The sequence below is a fragment of the Corynebacterium nasicanis genome, assembly GCF_042658165.1.
GTDB classification, from domain to species: Bacteria; Actinomycetota; Actinomycetes; order Mycobacteriales; family Mycobacteriaceae; genus Corynebacterium; species Corynebacterium nasicanis.
The window spans coordinates 1-19,263 of the sequence record NZ_JBHSQE010000002.1 but is presented as its reverse complement, the minus strand read 5'-3'; the positions used below and the strand labels follow the sequence as shown (position 1 = coordinate 19,263).

General features: G+C 70.5%; 19 protein-coding genes, 1 rRNA gene and 1 pseudogene. 2 read left to right on the top strand and 19 right to left on the bottom strand.

All coding sequences use genetic code 11. From position 1 onward, the window contains the following. Positions 1-4 precede the first annotated feature (4 nt). Genes ACFPUZ_RS03665 through ACFPUZ_RS03655 form a run of 3 tightly spaced genes read right to left on the bottom strand, consistent with a single transcriptional unit; the run spans position 5 to position 2,276 of the window. Positions 5-937, bottom strand: a complete 933-nt coding sequence (locus tag ACFPUZ_RS03665) for a pseudouridine synthase (RefSeq protein ID WP_377000020.1) — start codon at positions 935-937, stop codon at positions 5-7. Positions 938-987: 50 nt separating this feature from the next. Further along, a complete protein-coding gene (gene scpB / locus ACFPUZ_RS03660; RefSeq protein WP_377000018.1) occupies positions 988-1,527 on the bottom strand; it encodes an SMC-Scp complex subunit ScpB in 540 nt (179 codons plus the stop codon). Then, positions 1,524-2,276: a sulfurtransferase gene (locus ACFPUZ_RS03655; RefSeq protein WP_377000016.1), complete on the bottom strand. Its 753-nt coding sequence runs from the start codon at positions 2,274-2,276 to the stop codon at positions 1,524-1,526. Before ACFPUZ_RS03655 ends, scpB begins: the two co-directional genes overlap by 4 nt. A gap of 76 nt (positions 2,277-2,352) precedes the next feature. Between ACFPUZ_RS03655 and ACFPUZ_RS03650 the strand changes: the two genes are divergently transcribed. Next, positions 2,353-2,916 carry a GNAT family N-acetyltransferase gene (locus tag ACFPUZ_RS03650; RefSeq protein WP_377000014.1) on the top strand — a complete coding sequence of 188 codons (564 nt, stop codon included), beginning with the start codon at positions 2,353-2,355 and terminating at the stop codon, positions 2,914-2,916. On the opposite strand, the gene bioD is transcribed toward ACFPUZ_RS03650, so the two are convergent. Together bioD and ACFPUZ_RS03640 are read right to left on the bottom strand one after the other, a co-directional pair. Then, on the bottom strand, positions 2,900-3,547 hold the full coding sequence (gene bioD, locus ACFPUZ_RS03645; RefSeq protein WP_377000012.1) for a dethiobiotin synthase: 648 nt from the start codon (positions 3,545-3,547) through the stop codon (positions 2,900-2,902). The two genes, ACFPUZ_RS03650 and bioD, sit on opposite strands and share 17 nt — an antisense overlap. Further along, positions 3,544-4,767 (bottom strand): adenosylmethionine--8-amino-7-oxononanoate transaminase, encoded by a 1,224-nt coding sequence (locus ACFPUZ_RS03640; protein ID WP_377000010.1) that lies wholly within the window; start codon positions 4,765-4,767, stop codon positions 3,544-3,546. Before ACFPUZ_RS03640 ends, bioD begins: the two co-directional genes overlap by 4 nt. A 52-nt stretch (positions 4,768-4,819) precedes the next feature. Here ACFPUZ_RS03640 and ACFPUZ_RS03635 point away from each other — a divergent pair, with 52 nt between their 5' ends. Next, on the top strand, positions 4,820-6,262 hold the full coding sequence (locus ACFPUZ_RS03635) for a peptide MFS transporter (protein ID WP_377000008.1): 1,443 nt from the start codon (positions 4,820-4,822) through the stop codon (positions 6,260-6,262). On the opposite strand, the gene ACFPUZ_RS03630 is transcribed toward ACFPUZ_RS03635, so the two are convergent. From ACFPUZ_RS03630 to rrf, 14 genes and pseudogenes are all read right to left on the bottom strand, one after another. Beyond that, complete coding sequence (locus ACFPUZ_RS03630; RefSeq protein WP_377000006.1) at positions 6,259-7,062, bottom strand: segregation and condensation protein A; 804 nt, start codon at positions 7,060-7,062, stop codon at positions 6,259-6,261. The two genes, ACFPUZ_RS03635 and ACFPUZ_RS03630, sit on opposite strands and share 4 nt — an antisense overlap. After that, positions 7,059-7,934 carry a ParA family protein gene (locus ACFPUZ_RS03625; RefSeq protein WP_377000302.1) on the bottom strand — a complete coding sequence of 292 codons (876 nt, stop codon included), beginning with the start codon at positions 7,932-7,934 and terminating at the stop codon, positions 7,059-7,061. Before ACFPUZ_RS03625 ends, ACFPUZ_RS03630 begins: the two co-directional genes overlap by 4 nt. Positions 7,935-8,067: 133 nt before the next feature. Next, a complete protein-coding gene (gene xerD, locus ACFPUZ_RS03620; RefSeq protein WP_377000004.1) occupies positions 8,068-8,967 on the bottom strand; it encodes a site-specific tyrosine recombinase XerD in 900 nt (299 codons plus the stop codon). Next, positions 8,964-9,611: an NUDIX domain-containing protein gene (locus ACFPUZ_RS03615; protein WP_377000002.1), complete on the bottom strand. Its 648-nt coding sequence runs from the start codon at positions 9,609-9,611 to the stop codon at positions 8,964-8,966. The genes xerD and ACFPUZ_RS03615 overlap by 4 nt, the downstream gene beginning before the upstream one ends. 5 nt (positions 9,612-9,616) lie before the next feature. Further along, on the bottom strand, positions 9,617-11,185 hold the full coding sequence (locus tag ACFPUZ_RS03610; protein ID WP_377000000.1) for a CTP synthase: 1,569 nt from the start codon (positions 11,183-11,185) through the stop codon (positions 9,617-9,619). A gap of 42 nt (positions 11,186-11,227) precedes the next feature. Further along, a complete protein-coding gene (locus tag ACFPUZ_RS03605; protein WP_376999998.1) occupies positions 11,228-12,148 on the bottom strand; it encodes a copper transporter in 921 nt (306 codons plus the stop codon). A 9-nt stretch (positions 12,149-12,157) separates the two neighbouring features. Further along, entirely contained in the window at positions 12,158-13,342 is a 1,185-nt protein-coding gene (gene steA / locus ACFPUZ_RS03600; RefSeq protein WP_376999996.1) for a putative cytokinetic ring protein SteA, read from the bottom strand. Positions 13,343-13,368: 26 nt separating this feature from the next. Beyond that, a complete protein-coding gene (recN, locus tag ACFPUZ_RS03595) occupies positions 13,369-15,093 on the bottom strand; it encodes a DNA repair protein RecN (protein ID WP_376999994.1) in 1,725 nt (574 codons plus the stop codon). Between the two features lie 5 nt (positions 15,094-15,098). Next, a complete protein-coding gene (locus ACFPUZ_RS03590; RefSeq protein WP_377000300.1) occupies positions 15,099-16,031 on the bottom strand; it encodes an NAD kinase in 933 nt (310 codons plus the stop codon). A 5-nt stretch (positions 16,032-16,036) separates the two neighbouring features. Further along, entirely contained in the window at positions 16,037-16,861 is an 825-nt protein-coding gene (locus tag ACFPUZ_RS03585) for a TlyA family RNA methyltransferase (RefSeq protein ID WP_376999992.1), read from the bottom strand. Beyond that, a complete protein-coding gene (locus tag ACFPUZ_RS03580) occupies positions 16,861-16,998 on the bottom strand; it encodes a hypothetical protein (protein WP_376999990.1) in 138 nt (45 codons plus the stop codon). Before ACFPUZ_RS03580 ends, ACFPUZ_RS03585 begins: the two co-directional genes overlap by 1 nt. A gap of 5 nt (positions 16,999-17,003) precedes the next feature. Beyond that, on the bottom strand, positions 17,004-17,987 hold the full coding sequence (locus ACFPUZ_RS03575) for an HAD-IIA family hydrolase (protein ID WP_376999988.1): 984 nt from the start codon (positions 17,985-17,987) through the stop codon (positions 17,004-17,006). A gap of 28 nt (positions 17,988-18,015) precedes the next feature. Continuing rightward, positions 18,016-18,852 (bottom strand): annotated as a pseudogene (locus ACFPUZ_RS03570) (hypothetical protein); the annotation flags it as partial. A gap of 134 nt (positions 18,853-18,986) precedes the next feature. After that, positions 18,987-19,104, bottom strand: a 5S ribosomal RNA gene (rrf, locus tag ACFPUZ_RS03565). Between the last annotated feature and the right edge of the window lie 159 nt (positions 19,105-19,263).

Below are 19,263 nucleotides of genomic sequence, written 5' to 3'. Positions count from 1 at the left end.
ATGCTCACAGCTGCACCGCCTTGAACAGGGAGCTCAGCTCGGAGTTGTTGAGCGCGCGCAGCGAGCCCGGCTTCTGCTCACCGAGCTGGACGGTGTGGATCTTGGTGCGCACGAGGCGCTGGACGGGGAAGCCGGCCTCCTTGAGCATGCGGCGCACGATGTGCTTGCGGCCCTCGTGCAGTTCGATCTTGAGCAAGGACTGGCCCTCATGCGTATCGACGATCTGCACGTAGTCGGCCTTCGCCGGGCCATCCTCGAGCTCCACGCCCTTCTTCAGGGTCGTGATGAGGCGGCGGTCGGCTGCGCCGAGCACCGTGGCGAGGTAGGTCTTGGACACCTCGTACTTCGGGTGCATGAGGCGGTTGGCCAGCTCGCCGTCGTTGGTGAGCAGCAGCAGGCCCTCGGTGTCTGCGTCGAGGCGGCCGACGTGGAAGAGGCGCTGCCCGGAGGCGATCTTCTCGGCGACGATGTCGCCGACGCACAGACGGCCCTCATCGTCGGACATCGTCGAGAGGACGCCGCGCGGCTTGTTGAGGATGAAGTACTCCAGCTCCTCGTTGACGTGGACGCGCACGCCGTCGACGCGGATGACGTCGACGTTCGGGTTCACGCGCATGCCCTGCTGGGTGACGATCTTCCCGTTGACCTCGACGCGGCCCTTCTCGATGAGCACCTCCGCATGGCGGCGCGAGGCCACCCCGGCCTGGGCGAGCACCTTCTGCAGGCGCACCCCGGCGGCGTCGGAGGGCTGATCGTCGAAGAGCCAGTCCGCGCCGAGGCTCTCGGCGACGGAGCGGGCGGAGGCCTGCCGCTTCTGCGGGCTGACGTTCTGGCGGCGGGCGGGGCGGGCGTTGGACAGCGGGATCTCGGAGGCCCGCAGCTTCTTGGGCTGCTGGTCCTTGTCCGGTGTGCCGTCACGGCGAGCGGGTGGGGTCACGGGAATCGTGTCCTATCTGGGTATGAAATTGGGTCCGTTCCACCCTACCCCTAGTAGTCCTCGTCGATCGATTCGACGTCAGGCAGTAGCGGCGCCAGATCGGGCAGCCTGTCGAGGGAATCGATGCCGAGGAGCTCGAGGAAAAGCTCCGTGGTCTCGTAGCGGTGGGCGCCCGTGCCCGGCTCCACGTCGACCTCCCGGATGAGGCCGCGCAACTGCAGCGTCCGCATGACCCCGTCCACGTTGACGCCGCGCACCCCGGAGATCTGGCCACGGGTCGCGGGCTGGCGGTAGGCCACCACCGCGAGGGTTTCCAGCGCCGCGCGGGACAGCCGGGTCTGGGTGCCGTCGAGCAGGAACTGCTCCACCACCGGGGCGTTGGCCTGCCGGGTGTACAGGCGCCAACCCTCCGCGGATTCACGCAGGTCGAAGCCGGATCCCCGCTCATCGAACTCGGCGGCCGTCGCCCGGAGCAGGCTCTCGACGGTGGCCTCCTCCGCGCCGAGGACCCGCGCCAGGGTGGCCACGGTGGCCGGAGTGTCGATGACCAGCAGCACCGACTCCAGCTGGGAGCGCAGCTGACTGATCACGCCCGGCCCCACTCGGACCAGGATCCCTCGTAGACCGCCGTGTCCTCGTACCCGGCGACGGTGGCGGCCAGGGCGGTGACGCAGGCGGTCACCCCGGAACCGCAGGAGAAGGTGAGGTCGCGGCGCTCCCCCGCCACCCCGGCGAAGAGCGCGCGCAACTCCGCGGGAGACTTCAGGCGCCCCTCCGCGTAGACCTCCGTGTAGGGCAGGTTGACGGAGCCGGGGATGTGCCCGGAGCGCAGGCCGGGGCGCGGTTCCGGCTCCGTGCCGGCGAAGCGACCGGCGGAGCGGGCGTCGACGATGAGGCGGCCGTCCTGTGCCACGTCTTCCTGGTTCCGCAAAAGCTCCGGCCGCTCGGTGGCGCTCAGGTGTCCTCCGCCGCGGGGTGCCGCGAACGGGGCGAGCTCTCCCCCGGCTTCCCGCCAGGCGGTGAGCCCGCCGTCGAGCACATGCGCCTCGATGCCGGCCACCTTCGCCAGCCACCACACGCGGGGCGCTGAGGCGCCCTCCGCATCGTCGTAGACCACCACCGGGGTGCCGTCGGAGACACCGTAGGACGCGAAGAGTGCCTGTACGTCCGTGGGCACGGTGTGCGGCAGATCGGAGGCGGAATCGGAGAAGTCACCCTCGAGGTCCGCGAGGTGGGAGCCGGGAATGCCGTGGCTCGGCGGGTGCGGGCCCATGGAGGCACACAGCACGACCGCATCCGGCAGAGCGCGCAGTTCTTCGACCGTGATCATCGGGTTCATGGCTGCCAGTCTAAGCGGGCCGGAAAATCTGCCGAAACGCGCACACCGGCGAATGTGATGTGTGTAACATCACCGCATGGCTACGATCACACGCACCGAACGACTCATCCTCATGCCCCTGAGCGCCCAGCATGACGCCGAGGCCTACAAGGTCTACAGCGACAAGCGCATCTGGGAGCACCGCCCGCAGGCGCGGCACGAAACGGTCAAGGAGACCCACCAGCTCATCGGCCGCACGCAGGCCTCCTGGGCCGCGAAGGATCTCGGCCCCTGGGGTGTGTACATGCGCGATCAGCCCACCGAGTTCATCGGCGTCGGCGGCATCGAGCTTGTCGACGGCCGCGTCTGGGACCTCAAGTACCGCTTCCGCCCCGACAAGTGGGGCAACGGCTTCGCCACCGAGGTGTCGGAGGCCGCCCTCAAGGCCGCCAAGCGCCTCGACCCGGAGACCCCGATCACCGCGCGCATCACCACCAACCACCCCGCCTCGGCCCGCGTCCTGGAGAAGGTCGGCCTGAGCCCGGTGTGGGAGGGCCGCCGCGTCGGCACCGCCGATGATCCGGACGAGCCGGACGTGCGCATCTACGCCGACCGCGAGCTGCCGGTGGAGATCCTCGAGTTCCTCAAGGCACGTCCCTAAGTACCCGGCGGGCCACGGACGCGAAGTCCGGGGCCCGCCCCATGCCTTCCGGCAGACACCCCAGCAGCGGCACCCCGGTCACCCGCGGCAGCTCACTGAGGTTCTCTCGGGTCGCCAGGTCCGGGTCCGCCGGCAGACTGCCCCCGATGAGGCCTCTCACCTGCAGGCCCCGGGCGCGCGCCGCCCGCACCGTCAGCTCCGCGGCGTTGAGGCTGCCCAGCCCGAGCGAGGTCACGACGATGAGCGGGGCGGACACGTCCGCGGCCAGGTCCGCGAGGGTCAGCTCATCAGCCAGGCGCACGAGCAGACCGCCGGCCCCCTCGACGACGACCGTCCGCCCGGGCGCATCGAGGCCCCGCAGCCATTCCCCGAGTTCCACGCGCGTCACCTGCGGCAGGCCCGCGCGCCGGGCGGCGATGTTCGGCGCCAGGGGTTCCGGGTAGCGGGCGAATTCGACGCCCGCCACGCCCGTGAGCTTCTCGACGCTCGCCGCGTCCCCCTCCCCCGGCCCGGTCTGGACCGGTTTGGCGGGGAGCACCTCCCGGCCTTGTCCCCGCAGGTTGCTCACCAGGGCCGCGGTGGCGATGGTCTTGCCGACGTCCGTGCCGGTACCCGTCACCATGAGGATCATGCGCGCACCGCCGCTGCCACGCCGCGACAGATCTGCGCCATGTCCGCCTCGGTGCAGGTGTAGGGCGGCATGGTGTAGATCAGCCGGCCGAAGGGCCGCAGCCACACCCCCTCCTCCAGCGCCGCCTGCGTGGTGGCCACCATGTCCACCTGCTCGGCCATCTCGACGACACCGATGGCCCCGAGCACCCTCACGTCCGCCGCCTGATCGCGCAGCGGCTCCAGGCCCCGGCGCAGGCCGGCCTCGATGCGGGCCACATCCGCGCGCCACGTCCCCGCCTCCAGCAGATCCAGGGAGGCACCGGCGACCGCGCAGGCCAGGGGGTTGGCCATGAAGGTGGGGCCGTGCATGAGCGTGGGGATCGCTTGCGCCACCTCCGCGGTGCACAGGGTGGCGGCGAGGCTCATGAATCCGCCGGTCAACGCCTTGCCCACGCACATGATGTCCGGGGTCACCCCTGCCCCGTGGGTGGCGAAGAGCTCCCCGGTGCGGCCGAAGCCGGTGGCGATCTCGTCGGCGATGAACAGGATGCCGTGCCGGTCGCAGATCTCGCGCACCCCGGCCACGAGGGCCGGGTCATGGAAGCGCATCCCGCCCGCGCCCTGGACGACGGGCTCGACGATGACGGCGGCGACGGTGGCGTCGATAAGCATCTCGAAGCGGTGGAGATAATCGCCGACCTCGCCGACGGGCGGGGCGGGCGCGAAGACCTGCTCGGCGAGCGTGCCCGCCCACAGCGCGTGCATGCCGCCGTCGGGGTCGCAGACGCTCATCGCGGCGAAGGTGTCGCCGTGGTAGCCGGAACGCCAGGTGAGCAAGCGTGTGCGTTCCGTGTGGCCGATGCCGCGGGAGTACTGCAGAGCCATCTTCACCGCGACCTCGACGGCGACGGAGCCGGAGTCGGAGAAGAACACGTGGGGCAGGCCGACCATGTCGGCGAGGCGCGCGGCCAGGCGCACCGCGGGTTCGTGGGTGAGGCCGCCGAACATGACGTGGCTCATCCGGCCGATCTGCTCGGTGGCCGCGGCGACGAGCGCCGGGTGTCCGTGGCCGTGGATGGTGGCCCACCAGGAGCTCATGGCGTCGATGACGCGGCGGCCGTCAGACAGCTGGAGGTGGATGCCGTCCGTGGCGGCCACCGGGAGGTTGGTGGTGCGGGCGGGGGCATAGGGGTGCCACACGTGGGCGTGGTCGAGCGCCTGGATCGCGGCGGGGTGCATGGGTCTCCATTCGATTCTTGAACAGTGTTCAATTCATGTCATACTAGCGCCCATGACCATAATTGAACACCGTTCAAGCACCGTCGAGAAACATCCCCTCGCCATGCCCTCCATGGTGAGCATCGAGATGTGGGAACGCTTCAGCTTCTACGGGATGCAGGCCATCCTCGCCTACTACCTCTACTCCCAGGCCGACGGCCTGGGCATGGAGAAACCCCAGGCCACCGCCCTCGTCGGCGCCTACGGCGCCTTCCTCTACCTGTGTACCTTCGCCGGCGGCTGGATCGGCGACCGCCTCCTCGGGGCCGAACGCACCCTGCTCGGCGGCGCCGGCCTGCTCGTCCTCGGCCATCTCAGCCTCGCCCTGCTGCCCGGCTACGCGGGCCTCACCCCCGGGCTGCTGCTCATCGCCCTCGGCTCCGGGCTGCTCAAAACCGCCGCCGTGACCATCCTCGGGCAGTCCTACCCAGCGGCCTCCGCGCGTCGCGACGCCGCCTTCCAGATCTTCTACCTCGGCATCAACATCGGCGCCCTCCTCGGGCCCCTGCTCACCGGCTGGCTCGCCGCGCGCCACGGATTCCATGCCGGATTCGCGGCCGCCGCCGGACTCATGGTCCTCGGCGTGGTGGTCTACCTGGTCCTGCGCCCCCGGCTCCTGGCCACCTGCGTCCTCACCCAGCCCACCCAGCCCCTCGACCCGCGCCGCGCCGCGCTCCTCATCGGCGGCGCGGTGCTGGCGGTGCTCACCGTGGTGGCGCTGCTCGCGCTCGGGATCCTCAGCGCGGGGCAGCTCGCCGCCGCCTTCCTGGCGCTCACCATCGCGATGGCCGTGTTTCTCTTCGGGCAGATGCTCCTCTCCCCGGCCGTGAGCGCCCCGGAGCGGCAGCGCGTCCTCGCCTTCCTCCCGCTCTTCCTCGCCTCGACCACCTACTGGGCGCTGCAGGCGCAGATCTACGGCGTGCTCGCCGTCTACTCCGACGTCCGCCTCGACCGCACGATCGGCAACCTCGAGGTGCCCGCCGCCTGGACGCAGTCCCTCAACCCCTTCTACATCCTCGCCTTCTCCCTGCCGCTGGCGTGGCTGTGGGTGCGCCTGGGCCAGCGCGGGCCGACGTCGGCCACCAAGATGGGCGGCGGGGTGATCATCGCCGGATCGAGCATGCTCCTCATGCTGCCCTTCGTCGGCGGCGGGGAGAACTCGACCCCCTTCCTGGCCCTCGCGGCGGCCATCGGCCTGCTCTCCCTCGGGGAGATGCTCATCGGCCCGGTAGGCATGGCCTCCACCGCGCTCCACGCCCCGCGGGCCTTCGCCACCCGCTTCTCGGCGCTGTACTTCCTCACCCTGGCGATCGGCACCTCGCTCGCCGGCACCCTGTCCACCTTCTACGACGCCGCCTCCCCCAGTTCCGAACGCGCCTACTTCCTCGCCGTCGCCGCCGGCGCCGTCCTCATCGGGGTGGTGTGCTTGACGACGTCCCGCGCCCTCCGCCGCTAATCCCAGTTCTTCGCGGCCACCACGGCCGGATCGACATCCATCCCGGTCCAGCTGACGGACAACTCCCCCAGCGCCTCCTCCTGCCGGGTCTCCACGGCCTGCGCCTTGTACAGCTCCAGCAGGGCGAGGAAGCGGCCGACGACCTCCATGGACACCGTGCAGTCCCGGGTGAGCGCCTGGAAGGTGAGGAAGTGGCCCGCCCCCATGAGCCGCAGGGTGTCCAGGATGCGCCCGGCCTGCTCCGGGACGGACACCGCCACCTGATGGATGTGGCCGATGCCGACCTGCTCCGGAGGCCGCGGGCGGAAGACCCCGGCCGCCATTTCGGCGAACTGTGCGGGATTGAGACCGATGCTCACCGGTGGCAGGAGCTCCGCGAACTGCGGCTCCAGGCCGACCGCCCGCGGGTAGCGCCGCTGCGCCTTCTTCTGCCACTCGGCGAACAGGTCCGCCACCTGCTTGTAGGCGCGGTACTGCAGCAGCCGGGCGAAGAGCAGGTCCCGCATCTCCAGCAGCGCGAGATCCTCCAGGTCATCGACCTCCCCGCGCGGCAGGAGCCGCGCCGCCTTGAGATCGAGCAGCGTGGCGGCCACGACGAGGAACTCGGTCGTCTCGTCCAGATTGGCCGTCTCCCCCAGCGCCCGGGTGTAGGCGATGAACTCGTCGGTGACCTCGGACAGCGCCACCTCGGTGACATCGAGCTTTCGGGCCCCGATGAGCTGCAGGAGCAGGTCGAAGGGGCCCTCGAAGTTCGCCAGCGCCACCCGGAAACCCGGGATCTCCAGCTGCTCCCCGGTCACCGCTGGGCGGTCCGCTCCAGCACCTCGAGCGCGAGGTTGCGGTACTGCTCCGCCCCCTGCGAGGACGGCGCCCAGCTGATGATCGGCTCCCCGGCGACGGAGGTCTCCGGGAAACGCACCGTGCGGGTGATCACCGAGTCGAAGACCCGGTCCCCGAACACCTCGACCACCCGTGACATCACCTCACGGGCATGGGAGGTGCGGCGGTCGAACATGGTCACCAGGATGCCCAGGATCTCCAGGTCGAAGTTGAGGCGGTCGCCCACCTTCTCCACCGTGTCGGTGAGCAGGGCGAGACCGCGCAGCGAGAAGTACTCGCACTCCATCGGGATGATGACCCCGTGCGAACAGGCCAGTGCGTTGACCGTGAGCAGGCCCAGCGAGGGCTGGCAGTCGAGGATGATGAAGTCGTACTCCTTCATCACCGGGCGCAGCGCACGCGCCAGGGTCTGCTCGCGGCCGACCTCATTGACCAGCTGGATCTCGGCGGCCGAGAGGTCGATGTTGGCCGGCACGAGATCCATGTTGGCCACCGAGGTGTGGTGGATCGCGGAGTGGATCGAGGTGTGGTTGTCCAGCAGCAGGTCATAGACCGTGATGTCGAGCTCGTCGTGCGCCACGCCCAGGCCCGCCGACAGGGCGCCCTGCGGATCGAGGTCGACGAGCAGCACCTTGCGCCCCTGCTCGGCCAGGCAGGCACCCAGATTGATGGTCGACGTCGTCTTACCGACGCCGCCCTTCTGGTTACACATCGAGATGATCGTCGCCGGCCCGTGGCGGTCCAGGGGCGCCGGCTGCGGCAACTCGCGCAGCGGGCGACCGGTCAGACCCAGCTCGACGCCGGGATCATCGAACAGTGCCTCTCGACTCACAGTCACACCCACTCCCTTGACCTCCACGAGAGAGGCTGCCTTACATCGTTGTTGTTTATCAGGGTACATCTTCTCTTCCACACGCCGCGGCGACACGGCGCAGCCGGAAGACGTCTACCCTGCAGACTTGACCTCACGCCCGCGGATGCGCCTCTCGCCACACCTGCCGGAGGTTATCCGCAGTGACGTGGGTGTAGATCTGGGTGGTGGTCACGGAGGAGTGCCCGAGGAGTTCCTGGACGACGCGGACATCGGCGCCGCCCTCGAGCAGGTGGGTGGCGTAGGAGTGGCGCAGGGTGTGCGGGGAGATGTCCTTGTCCAGTCCGGCGCGGGCGGCGGCGTTCTTGAGGATCGCCCAGGCGCTCTGCCGGCTCAGCGCTCCCCCGCGGGTGTTGAGCAGCAGAGCGTGCGACTTGCCTTGCGCCAGGAGGGGGCGGGCGCGCACGAGGTAGGCCTCGACCGCCTCCACGGCCTTGGAGCCGACGGGCACGAGGCGCTGCTTGTCGCCCTTGCCGGTAATGCGGAGGATGCCGTCGTGGTCGGTGACGTCATCGACGCGCAGTCCGGTGATCTCGCTGATGCGGGCGCCGGTGCCGTAGAGCAGTTCGAGAAGGGCCTTGTCGCGCAGGTCGAGGGCGTCGGCGTACTCGCCGTCGGGGACGGCGTCGATAAGCTGGGTGACCTCGTCAATGCTGAGGGTGTCGGGCAGGTGGCGGCCGGTGGCCGGCGGGGAGACGTCGGCGGCGACATCGACGTCGACGAGGCCCTCCTGCACCGCGAACTTGTGCAGGCCGCGGGCCACCACGAGGGCCCGTCCCGTCGAGCTGGCGGCCAGGCCGGAGCGGCGCAGGTCGGCGACGTAGGCCTCGACGTCGGTGGTGGCGACATCGGCCAGGTCGCGGCGCCCGGCAGCGTCGAGCCAGGTGAGGTAGCGGTCGACGTCGCGTCGATAATTGCTCAGCGTGTTCTCCGCGAGGCCGCGTTCGACGGCGAGGTGGTCGAGCCAGGTGGCGGCGATGTCCCGGGCGCTCACGGCATGGTCTTCAGGTCCGGGCCCACCCGCCGTGTCGCCAGGGAGGTCGGCCGCCACGGGAAGGGCGTATCGACGCCGCGGGGTTCCGCCCGCCCGTCAAGCACCTCGGCGGCGCTGAGGATGCCGGACACGGCGATGGAGTTGATGATCTCGCCGCGCAGGATCATGGCGCGGGCCTCGGCCAGCGGGACCCACTCGAGGAGCATGTCGGCCTCCTCGTGCTCCGCCTCCCCGCGCTCCACCTCGTGGAGGTCACGGGCGAGGAAGACGCGGACGGTCTCGTCGCAGAATCCGGGCGAGGTCACCAGGTCACAGAGCACGTCCCAGCGATCGGCGGCGAGGCCTGCCTCCTCGGCGAGCTCACGCTGCGCGGTGCTGATCTCGTCCTCCCCCTTGATGTCGAGCAGGCCGGCGGGCAGCTCCCACAGGCGGGAGGCGACGCTGTGCCGATACTGGCGGACCAGGGCGATCTCCGCCCCGCGCACGGCGACGACCGCCACGGCCCCGAAGTGCTCGACGATCTCGCGCCGCCCGCTCCCGCCGCCCGGCATGGCGAGGGTGTCGCGGCGGACGGCGATAATGGGGGCCTCGAGCAGAAGCTCGGAATCGAGGACGTCGAATTCATGGGTACCGGGCGTGGTCATGCCCCCTAATCTAGCGCCGCCGCCAGCAGTCCGATGAACAGCGGGTGTGCCCGCGTCGGACGGGAGGCGTACTCCGGGTGCGCCTGGGTGGCCACGAGGAAGCGGTGCGCGGGGTACTCGACGAACTCGACGAGCGCTCCGTCCGGCGAGGTACCGGAGAACTCCAGGCCGGAGCCCGCGGTGATGGCGTCCCGATAGGCGTTGTTGACCTCGTAGCGGTGGCGGTGGCGTTCGCTGACCGCGGTCGCGCCGTAGGTGCGGGCGACCACGGACCCTTCCGCCAGCACCGCCGGCCAGGCGCCCAGGCGCATGGTGCCGCCGAGGTCCGCGATGTTCTTCTGCTCCTCCATCACCGCGATGACCGGGGTGTCGGTGTCCGGGTCGACCTCGGTGGAGGTGGCCCCGCTCAGTCCGGCCGCTCGGGCTGCTTCGATAACCACGGTCTGTAGGCCGAGGCAGATGCCGAGGAGCGGGATGTCGTTCTCGCGGCAGTGGGTGACGGCGGAGATCTTGCCCTCGATACCGCGGGACCCGAAGCCGCCGGGGATGATGACGGCGTCGATACCTTCGAAGGACATCTCCCCGTCGGCGTTGATCCACTCGATGCGGGTGGCCACGCGGTGGTGGAATCCGGCGGCGTGGACGGCCTCGACGACGGAGAGGTAGGCGTCGGGAAGATCGGTGTATTTGCCCACGATGCCGACGGTGACCTCGCCGCGCGGATTCCGCACGCGGTCAAGGAGGTCCCGCCAGGTGCGCGAGTCCCGTTCCCCGGCGGGCAGCCCGAGGAGCTCGATGAGGAAGGTGTCCAGGCCCTGCTCGTGGAGGACGTCGGGGATGTCGTAGATGCTCGGCGCGTCCGCGCAGGAGATGACGCCCTGCTTCTCGACGTCGCACATGAGCGCGATCTTCTCCTTGAGCCCGGCGGGGACCGGGCGGTCACAACGCAGGACGATGGCGTCGGGCTGGATACCCAAGGAACGCAGGGTGGCCACGGAGTGCTGGGTGGGCTTGGTCTTCAGCTCCCCCGACGGCGCCAGGTAGGGCACGAGGGAGACGTGGATGAAGGCAATGTTGCGGCGCCCGACGACGTGGCGCAGCTGGCGGGCGGCCTCGAGGAAGGGCAGGGACTCGATGTCGCCGACGGTGCCGCCGATCTCGGTGATGACGACATCGACGTCCTCCTCCCCCGCGGCGACGATGCGGTCGCGGATCTCATCGGTGATGTGCGGGACGACCTGCACGGTCCGCCCGAGGTAGCCGCCGCGGCGTTCCCGGGCGATGACGTCGGAGTACACGGCGCCGGTGGTGACGTTGGCGGAGCGGCTGAGAGCCCGGTCGAGGAAGCGTTCGTAGTGTCCGAGGTCGAGGTCGGTCTCGGCGCCGTCCTCGGTGACGAAGACCTCGCCGTGCTCGAAGGGGTTCATGGTGCCGGGGTCGACGTTGAGGTACGGGTCGAGTTTCTGCATGGTCACCGAAAGCCCGCGGTCGGCGAGCAGGCGGGCGAGGCTGGCGGCCGTCAGGCCCTTTCCGAGGGAGGACACGACGCCTCCCGTAATGATGATGTGGCGCATGGAACCTCAGGATAACCTATCTGTAGACCGATAGGAACCCCACTAAGGCGCCGGGCTGGCCGCCTCCGCGGATTCGGCGGAACCATAGGCTCCGGTTTCGCCCTCCAGCTGCTCGCGCACCGCCAGCACCGTGGCCATCCGGCCCACGGCCCGGTCGACGGAATCGATGGTGGACACGCCGGTGTCCGCCGCCCGCAGCAGCCCCACCGCGCCGGTGTCGGCGGCCGTGTGGATACGCCCGGCCAGCACCGCGCCGTTGCCGCGCCCGTCGAGGGCCTCGACGAAGTCCGCCAAGTTGCGGGCCGCGCGCCCCTCGGCGCCATCGGAGTCGCCGGTGACGACGACGATGACCTGCGCCGGGAGGATGGTCCCGTCCTCGTAGTCGAGGAATTCCGCATCCCGCAGGGCCCGCAGCAGCAGGCCGCGCTCCTCGGAACTGGCCTGTTCCTCGCCGCTCTCACGGTTGAGCATGAGCGCCGAACCCAGGGCCTCGCCGGCGTGGACACCCGGATCGAGGCGATCCTCCGAGAGCTGGGCCCCGGCCGGGAGCGTGTTGGCCACGATGGACTTGAGCTGATCAGCCCCCTCCGCGGAGAGGAATGTCTCGCGCAGCGAGATCGTCCCCGCGCCGTTGGCGCCGGCCTGGGCCAGGAGCTTCTCGACGCCCACGACATCCTCGTCCACCGCGTCCGCCGTGCGGATGACCAGCACGGGCCGGTCTCCGAGCGTGTCCGCAACCGCGCTCGCCGAGAGATCGGCGATGACGCTGTCGGCGGAGGCGGCCTGCGCCTCGGCGATCTCGGCCCGCTCGACGGACGCGGTGTCCTCCCGCTCCGGGGCGGGCCGGGTGTCGTCCGGCATGTTGGGCGCGAGCACCAGGGTGCCCAGCGCCACTCCGGCGGCGATGCCGAAACCGATGCCGCCGATGAGCCATCCGGCGCGACCGGAACTGTTTCCTGCCATGTCAGCCCCCTACTGGAACCAGCCCTGGAAGGTCAGCGCGATGCTGTTCCAGGTGTCGATGAGGTTGTCGGTGAATCCGCCGGAGCCGGTGAGGCCGACGATGAGCACGATGGCCGCCAGGGCCACCAGCAGCCCGAGGACGGCCCACAACCAGGCCAGGCCCTTCCCCGTACGGACGGTGTAGAGGTCGGAGATGGCCGTGGCGTCGACGAGACGCCTGCCCAGCTTGGCGCGGGTGAGCATCGCGGTCGGGGTGGCGTCCGGATCGTTGCCGAACACCCCGTCGAGGTCGAAGGGGCTGCCCGCGTTCACGATGATCTGCGCCCCGTGGTAGTCGGCGAGCAGAAGCGCCAGGTCGGTGGCGGAATCCGTCGCGGCCGGGAAGGTCATCGCCCCGACGCCGAGATCCTGGATCCGCTCCAGCCCGGCGGCGTGTCCGTCCGGGTCGGCCGGCAGCACCACGCGGGCCCCGCTGCGCAGGGTGTCCGCGCCGATGCCCGCCGGGTTACCGACGATGAGGTCGGGCTTGTAGCCGAGCTCGAGGAGGGTGTCGGCGGCGGCGTCGACACCGATGATGACGGGGTCGTACTCGCGGATGAAGTTGCGCAGCAGCTTCACCTCGTTGCGGTGCTCCGGTCCGGGGCTGACCACCAGGGCCTTGCGGCCGTTGATGTCGGCTCCGGTGTCGGGGATGCCCAGGCCGTCGATGAGCAGGGGCCCCTCGGAGTGGATGAACTGGATGGTGTTGCCGAAGAATGCCTCCATGCGGTCGACGAGCGACTGCTGGGCGTCGGTGAAGGTGGCCTCGGCGGCCTCGGTGGTGACGACGTGTCCCGCGCCGAGCTGCCGCTCCCCCATGTGGATCGCCCCGTCCTCGGTGATCCGTGCCTTCTTGCCGTCCTTGAGGGCGGCGCCGAGCTCCGGGCCGGTGCCTTCGACGAGGAGGACGTCGGACTCGAGGAGCATGTGGGGGCCGAAGTTGGGGACCGCACCGGTGGAGAACCGGGACATGTTGATGACGGCGGCGGGGCGGGCGTCGAGAAGCAGCTGGGCGTCGCGGCGCGAGAGGTCGGCGGCGTTGATGACGGCGATGTCGCCGGCGCGCAGCCGGCGGGCGCCCTTGCCTCCGGAGGTGCAGTCACGGAGCGTGCCCTGCAGACCGGGCAGGTCGGCGGTGCGGGAGAACAGACTCATGTGGCCATTGTGACGGCCGGGACCACTCAGGTGGTGAAGGCGCGCCGCTCCTGCGCGGCCAGTTCCAGCAGCTCCGCCGCGTGCGCCCGGCCCGTGTCCGTGTCGTCGAGGCCTGCCAGCATCCGCGCCAGCTCCTCCACCCTTTCCTGGTGGCTGAGCGTGCTCACGCCCGAGGTCACGGCCTCGTCGCCGACGTTCTTGGCCACGTGCAGATGCGTGTCGGCGTAGGCCGCCACCTGCGGGAGATGCGTCACAACGATCACCTGGTTGTGCACCGCCAGCCGCGCCAACCGCCGCCCGATCTCCACAGCGGCGCGGCCGCCGACGCCGGCGTCGACCTCGTCGAAGACGAGCGTCGCACCCTGGGTGCCCGCCGAGAGAATGACCTCGAGCGCCAGCATGACGCGGGAGAGCTCACCGCCCGAGGCGCTGGAGGCCAGGGGGCGGGGCTCCGAGCCGGAGTTGGGGGCGAGCATGAGCTCCACCTCGTCGGCACCGTCGCGGCCCGGCTCCACGGGTCGCACCGCGACGCTGAGCTCCGCCTTGGCCATCGCCAGGCCCTGCAGTTCCTCCGTGACCCGGGCGGCCAGATGGGCGGCAGCCTTCTTCCGGGCCGCGCTGAGCTTCTTCGCCGTCGCCTTCAGGGCCTTCTCGGCGGCCGCGACCTGCTTCTTCAGCTCGTCGAGCGCCTCGGAGGAGATGTCGATGCGGGCCAGCCGGGTCCGCGCCTTGTCCCGCCAGGCCAGGACCCCGTCAATGTCGGGCGCGTATTTGCGGGTGAGCAGCTTGAGCTGCTGCTGGCGCTGCAGGGACTCCTCGAGCAGGGAGGGATCGGCGGGCAGGTCACTGAGGAAGCCACCCAGTTCGGCGGCGATGTCACCGAGCTGGCTGGTGATCGCGGCCAGCCGCTCGCCCAGCTCCTGGAGGACGGCGTCCTCGGAGCCACCGAGGGCGGCCGCGGCCTGCCCCAGCAGCGTGGAGGCGGGGTCGGCCTCGGAGAAGCCTCCGAAGGCCTCTGGACCGTCGATCGCCGCCAGGGCGGTCGAGGCCTCCTCCCGGAGGGTGTCCACGTCCTGCAGGCGGCGGATGAGGGTGAGCAGCTCGGCGTCCTCCCCGGAGGCGGGGTCCACCGCGTCGATCTCGTCGAGGGCGAACTGCAGGCGGTCGATCTCCTGGGCCAGCTCCCGCCGCGACTCGGTGCGCGAGCGCAGGTCCCGGGCCAGCTCCCGCCAGGTGGACCACGCCGCCCGGTAGGTCTCGAGCAGCGGCGCGATGGCGGGGTCGACGCGGTCGAGCGCCGCGAGCTGCTGCTCCGGGGCGAGCAGGCGCAGCTGGTCGTTCTGCCCGTGGATGGTCAGCAGCGGGGCGCTGAACTCGGCGAGGGTGGCGGCGGGCACGGAACGTCCCCCGAGGTGGGCGCGGGAGCGGCCCGCGGCGGTGACGGTGCGCGAGGCGATGTACTCGCCGTTCTCGTCCGGGGTGCCGCCGGCGGCGTCCACCAGGGCGCTCACCTGCGCGGCGGTGTCCGCGGGCAGGGCGGTGGTGAGGAAGCGGCCCTCCACCACCGCCTGCTTGGCGCCGGAGCGGACGCGGGAGGCATCGGCGCGTCCCCCGGCGAGCAGGCGCAGGCCGGTGACCACCATGGTCTTGCCGGCCCCGGTCTCACCGGTGAGCACGGTCAGCCCCGCGGCCAGTTCCGCCGAGGCCGCGGGGATGACACCGAGGTTCTCGATGGCGATGTCAGCGAGCATGAAACCTATTTCTGCTGGGTACGCGGACCGCGCCACCCGGAGACGGGCAGGCGCAGCTTGGTCACGAGGCGGTCGGTGAAGGTCGAGTCGTCGAGACGCACCCACCGCACGGGGCGCGCGCCGCGGACGACCTCGACCCGCGAGCCCGGGGGCATGGGGATGGGACGGAAGCCGTCCATGACCGCCATCGCCGGGGAGGCGTCCGGGTTGGACTCCACCGCCACCGTCGAGCGCGGGGAGACGACGAGGGGCTTGGTGAACAGGGCGTGGGCGTTGTTGGGTACGACGAGGATCGCGTCGAGCTCCGGCCACAGCACGGGGCCGCCGGCGGAGAACGCGTAGGCGGTCGAGCCCGTCGGGGTGGAGATGAGCACGCCGTCGCAGCCGAAGGAGGACACGGGGCGGCCGTCGACCTCGAGGATCGCGTCGAGCACGCCGCGGCGGTTGAGGTTCTCCACGCTCACCTCGTTGAGCGCCCAGCCCCGGCCGATGACCTCGAGGTCGTTGTCCAGGACCGTGACGTCGACGGTCATGCGGTCCTCGACCCGGTAGGTGCGGTCGATGACGCGCTGGATGGCGGCGTCGAGGGACTCCGCCTCCCACTCCGCGAGGAAGCCGACATGGCCCAGGTTGATGCCCAGGACGGGGACGTCGACGGCGTGCGCCAGGTCCGCGGCACGGAGGAAGGTGCCGTCGCCGCCGAGGACGAGGACGAGCTCGCAGCCCTCCGCGGCGTCGGCCGTGTGGGTGACGCGCGTGAGGGGGGCGAGGACCTCGCTGCCCTCGAGCGGGCGGCCATCCTGGTGGACGAGGACGCGGACGGTGATTCCGGCGGCGTCGAGAAGCTCGGCGGTCCGCTCCGCTGCGGAGAGGTTCTTGCTGCGCCCCGTGTGCGGGACGAGCAGCACCTCCCGTCGGGTGCTCTGCTCGGTGCTCACTGCATTCACTGCGGGCCCTCCTGCACTGCCGTGTCGATCATGGACTGCAGCTGATCCGGGGACGGAGCCGCGGCACCGCCGTCCTTGTTCAGCCATAGAAAGTATTCTACGTTTCCGCTCGGGCCGGGCAGCGGAGAGGCCACCACGCCCCGGCAACTCAGGCCCAGGGTGGCCGCGAAATCCGCGACCTCCCGGGTCACCTCCGTCCGCAGCTGCGGACTCCGCACGACGCCCCCGGAGCCGAGGCGGTCCTTGCCCACCTCGAACTGGGGCTTGACCATGGGCAGCAGGTCAGCGCCCTCCCGCAGGCATTCCGCAATGGCGGGCAACGTGAGGCGCAGGGAGATGAAGGAGAGGTCGCCGACCATCATGTCGCACAGCCCGCCGCACTGCTCCGGGGTGAGCGTGCGCACGTTGGTGCGGTCGAGGACCCGCACCCGCGGGTCATTCTGCAGCCGCCAGATGAGCTGGCCGTAGCCGACGTCGACGGCGACGACCTCGGCGGCATCGTGCCGCAGCAGGACGTCAGTGAACCCGCCGGTGGACGCACCCGCGTCAAGTACCTTCCGGCCCGCCACCTGCAGACCCTGCGGTTCGAAGGCCTCCAGGGCGCCGAGCAGCTTGTGGGCTCCCCGTGAGGCCCAGTCCTCCTCAGCCGCCTCCTCGACGCGGATCGAGACCTCCGGCTCCACGACGGTGGCGGGCTTGAGCGCCGGAAAACCCCCGACGTGGACACGGCCCGCCTTGATCATCTCGACGGCGTGCTCACGGGAGCGGGCGATCTTACGCCGCACGAGCTCCGCGTCCAGTCGCCTGCGCGCCGGCGCCATCAGTGCCCCTCCTGCAGGGCGCGCTGCAGCACCGCATGCGCGCGCGTGAGCTGCTCCGCCTCCGCCGGCAGGGAGTCCGGCTGCTCGGCGAGGATGTCGCGCAGCTGCTTATCGACGTCCTCCGGACGTTCCCGCACCACCCTCACCACCAGTCGCCGACCGCGCGGGCGGCGTGCTCACCGACCGGGCGGATGAGGTCGGCCGGGCGCTTCATCGACCACGCGACCTCGAGCACGGTGCGCAGGGCCTGGATGGACGTGGACTCCGCGTGGCCGCGCTCAAGCAGGATGTCCTGGCCGTCGACGCGAGCGGTGAACCCGCCCTGCGGACCGGGGCGCAGGGCGGCCGGATCCTCTGCCAGTGCCCGCATGTCCTCACCCAGGTACGTCGGACGCTGCTCCTTTGCGGCCTCGAGCAGCGCGATGTGCCCGGAGACGCCGGTGAGAACGTGGAGAGAGGGCATGCCGGCGGCGTTGGCACCCTCGATGTCGGTGTCGAGGCGATCGCCGACGGTGAGCGGGGCGCGGGCACCCACCCGCTGCGCGGCCGTGAGGAACATCGCGCCCTGCGGCTTACCCGCGGACACGGGGTCCACGCCGGTGGCCGAGACGACGGCCGCCACCATCGAGCCGTTGCCCACGAGCAGGCCGCGGGGGTCGGGCAGCGTGGTGTCGAGGTTGGAGGCGACATAGGTGGCGCCGTTGCGGATGGCCAGCGCCGCCTCCGAGAGGACCGCCCACGTGGCCTCCGGGTCCAGCCCCTGGAGCACCGCGCGCGGCTGCTCATCGGCCGAGTCGACGACCCGGTAGCCGGCCGCGCGGGCCAGGTCACGGAAGGACTCGGTGCCGACGACGTAGACCGGATCCCCCGGCTGCAGGTGCCCCGCCGCCAGGTCGATGGCCGCCTGCGCGGAGGTGACCACATCCGCATCGGTGGCGTTCAGGCCGATGGCCTGCAGCTTCTCCGCGACCACCTGCGGGGCGCGCATGGCGTTGTTCGTGATGTAGACACAGGGCACGTCGGCCCCGGTGATGGTCTCCACCGCACCCGGGATCGCCCGACCCCCCTCCCAGACGGTGCCGTCAAGATCGAGAAGCAGGGCATCATGGGCGCGCAGAAGACTCATGGTGACTCAGCTTAGTCTCTGGTGCCGATCAGGCCAGTTCCGACAGCCGCTCCGCGGCGTCGAGGAGCTCGTCCTCGTCGAGGCGGTCGGCGTGGGCGAACCACTCGCGGGCCTCATCGGTACGACCTGCGGCAGCGAGGGCATCCGCGTAGGCGTAGGAGAGCCGCGCGTTGATGAAGCCCGTGGACGCCAGGTCCGGGTTGAGCCGCTGCAGGGTCACCACAGCACTCTCCGGCTGGTTCATGTCGAGGCGGGCGCCGGCGATGACGATACCCAGCTCCACCGCGCCCTCGCGGTCCAGCTGACGGGCCTCGTCGGAGCGGCCCATCTCGACGGCCTTTTCGGGGCGCCCCAGTCCGCGCTCGCAGTCCGCCATGACGGCCATGAACCCCGGGCCACCGGACATACGACGGGCGGCGCGCAGCTCCGAGAGGGCCTCCTTCCACTCGCCGGCCCGGTAGGCGGCGATGCCGTTGGTCTCCCGGGCGACGGCCACGCGGCCGGCGCGGTCCTTGGCGGCGCGGGCGTGGCGCAGTGCCAGCTGCGGATCATCCTCCATGAGGGTGGCCGCCATGAACATGTGCTTGGCCACGGCATCCGCGTTGTCCTTGCTCAGGACACGCAGGTCCTGCAGGACGAGGGGATCAAGATCGTTGATGTCGATGTCGTCCGGCAGATCCGGCTCAGTCAGACGCTTGTTGATGCGCTCCTCGCGGAACCCCGAGCGCTGGGGGCCGGAACGCTGCTTCTCGGGGCGATCGGCACCCGCACGCTGCGAGTGGCGACGATCGCCCCGCTCATCGCGGCGGCGCGAGCCACCGCCCTGCGGACGGCCCCCACGGGGGTTGTTCTGGTGGTCACGGTTCGGGCGATCAGACATAGGGCAATTCTCTCCCATCAACACTGCCCCGGGGGCAGATACGACGAAAAGACGCGGCCTGTCGAGGAGAAGGATCTCAACTCGACAGGCCGCGCCTTTCATTCCTCTGTGAAATTTTAGGTCGGCGGTAACTTACTCTCCCACACCCTCCCGGGTGCAGTACCATCAGCGCGGGCAGGCTTAGCTTCCGGGTTCGGAATGGGACCGGGCGTGTCCCTGCCGCTATCAACCACCGACACAAACGTAGAACACCAACCAACTGGTGGCCGTGTGTTGTGTCAGATACTGCATAGTGGACGCGAGCACAATCTTCTTCGTGCATGTTTGTTACGTGTGCGTTGAACACGAACCCCCTTGGGGGGTGTGTGTTTAGGTCGGTCAATTAGTACCGGTCAC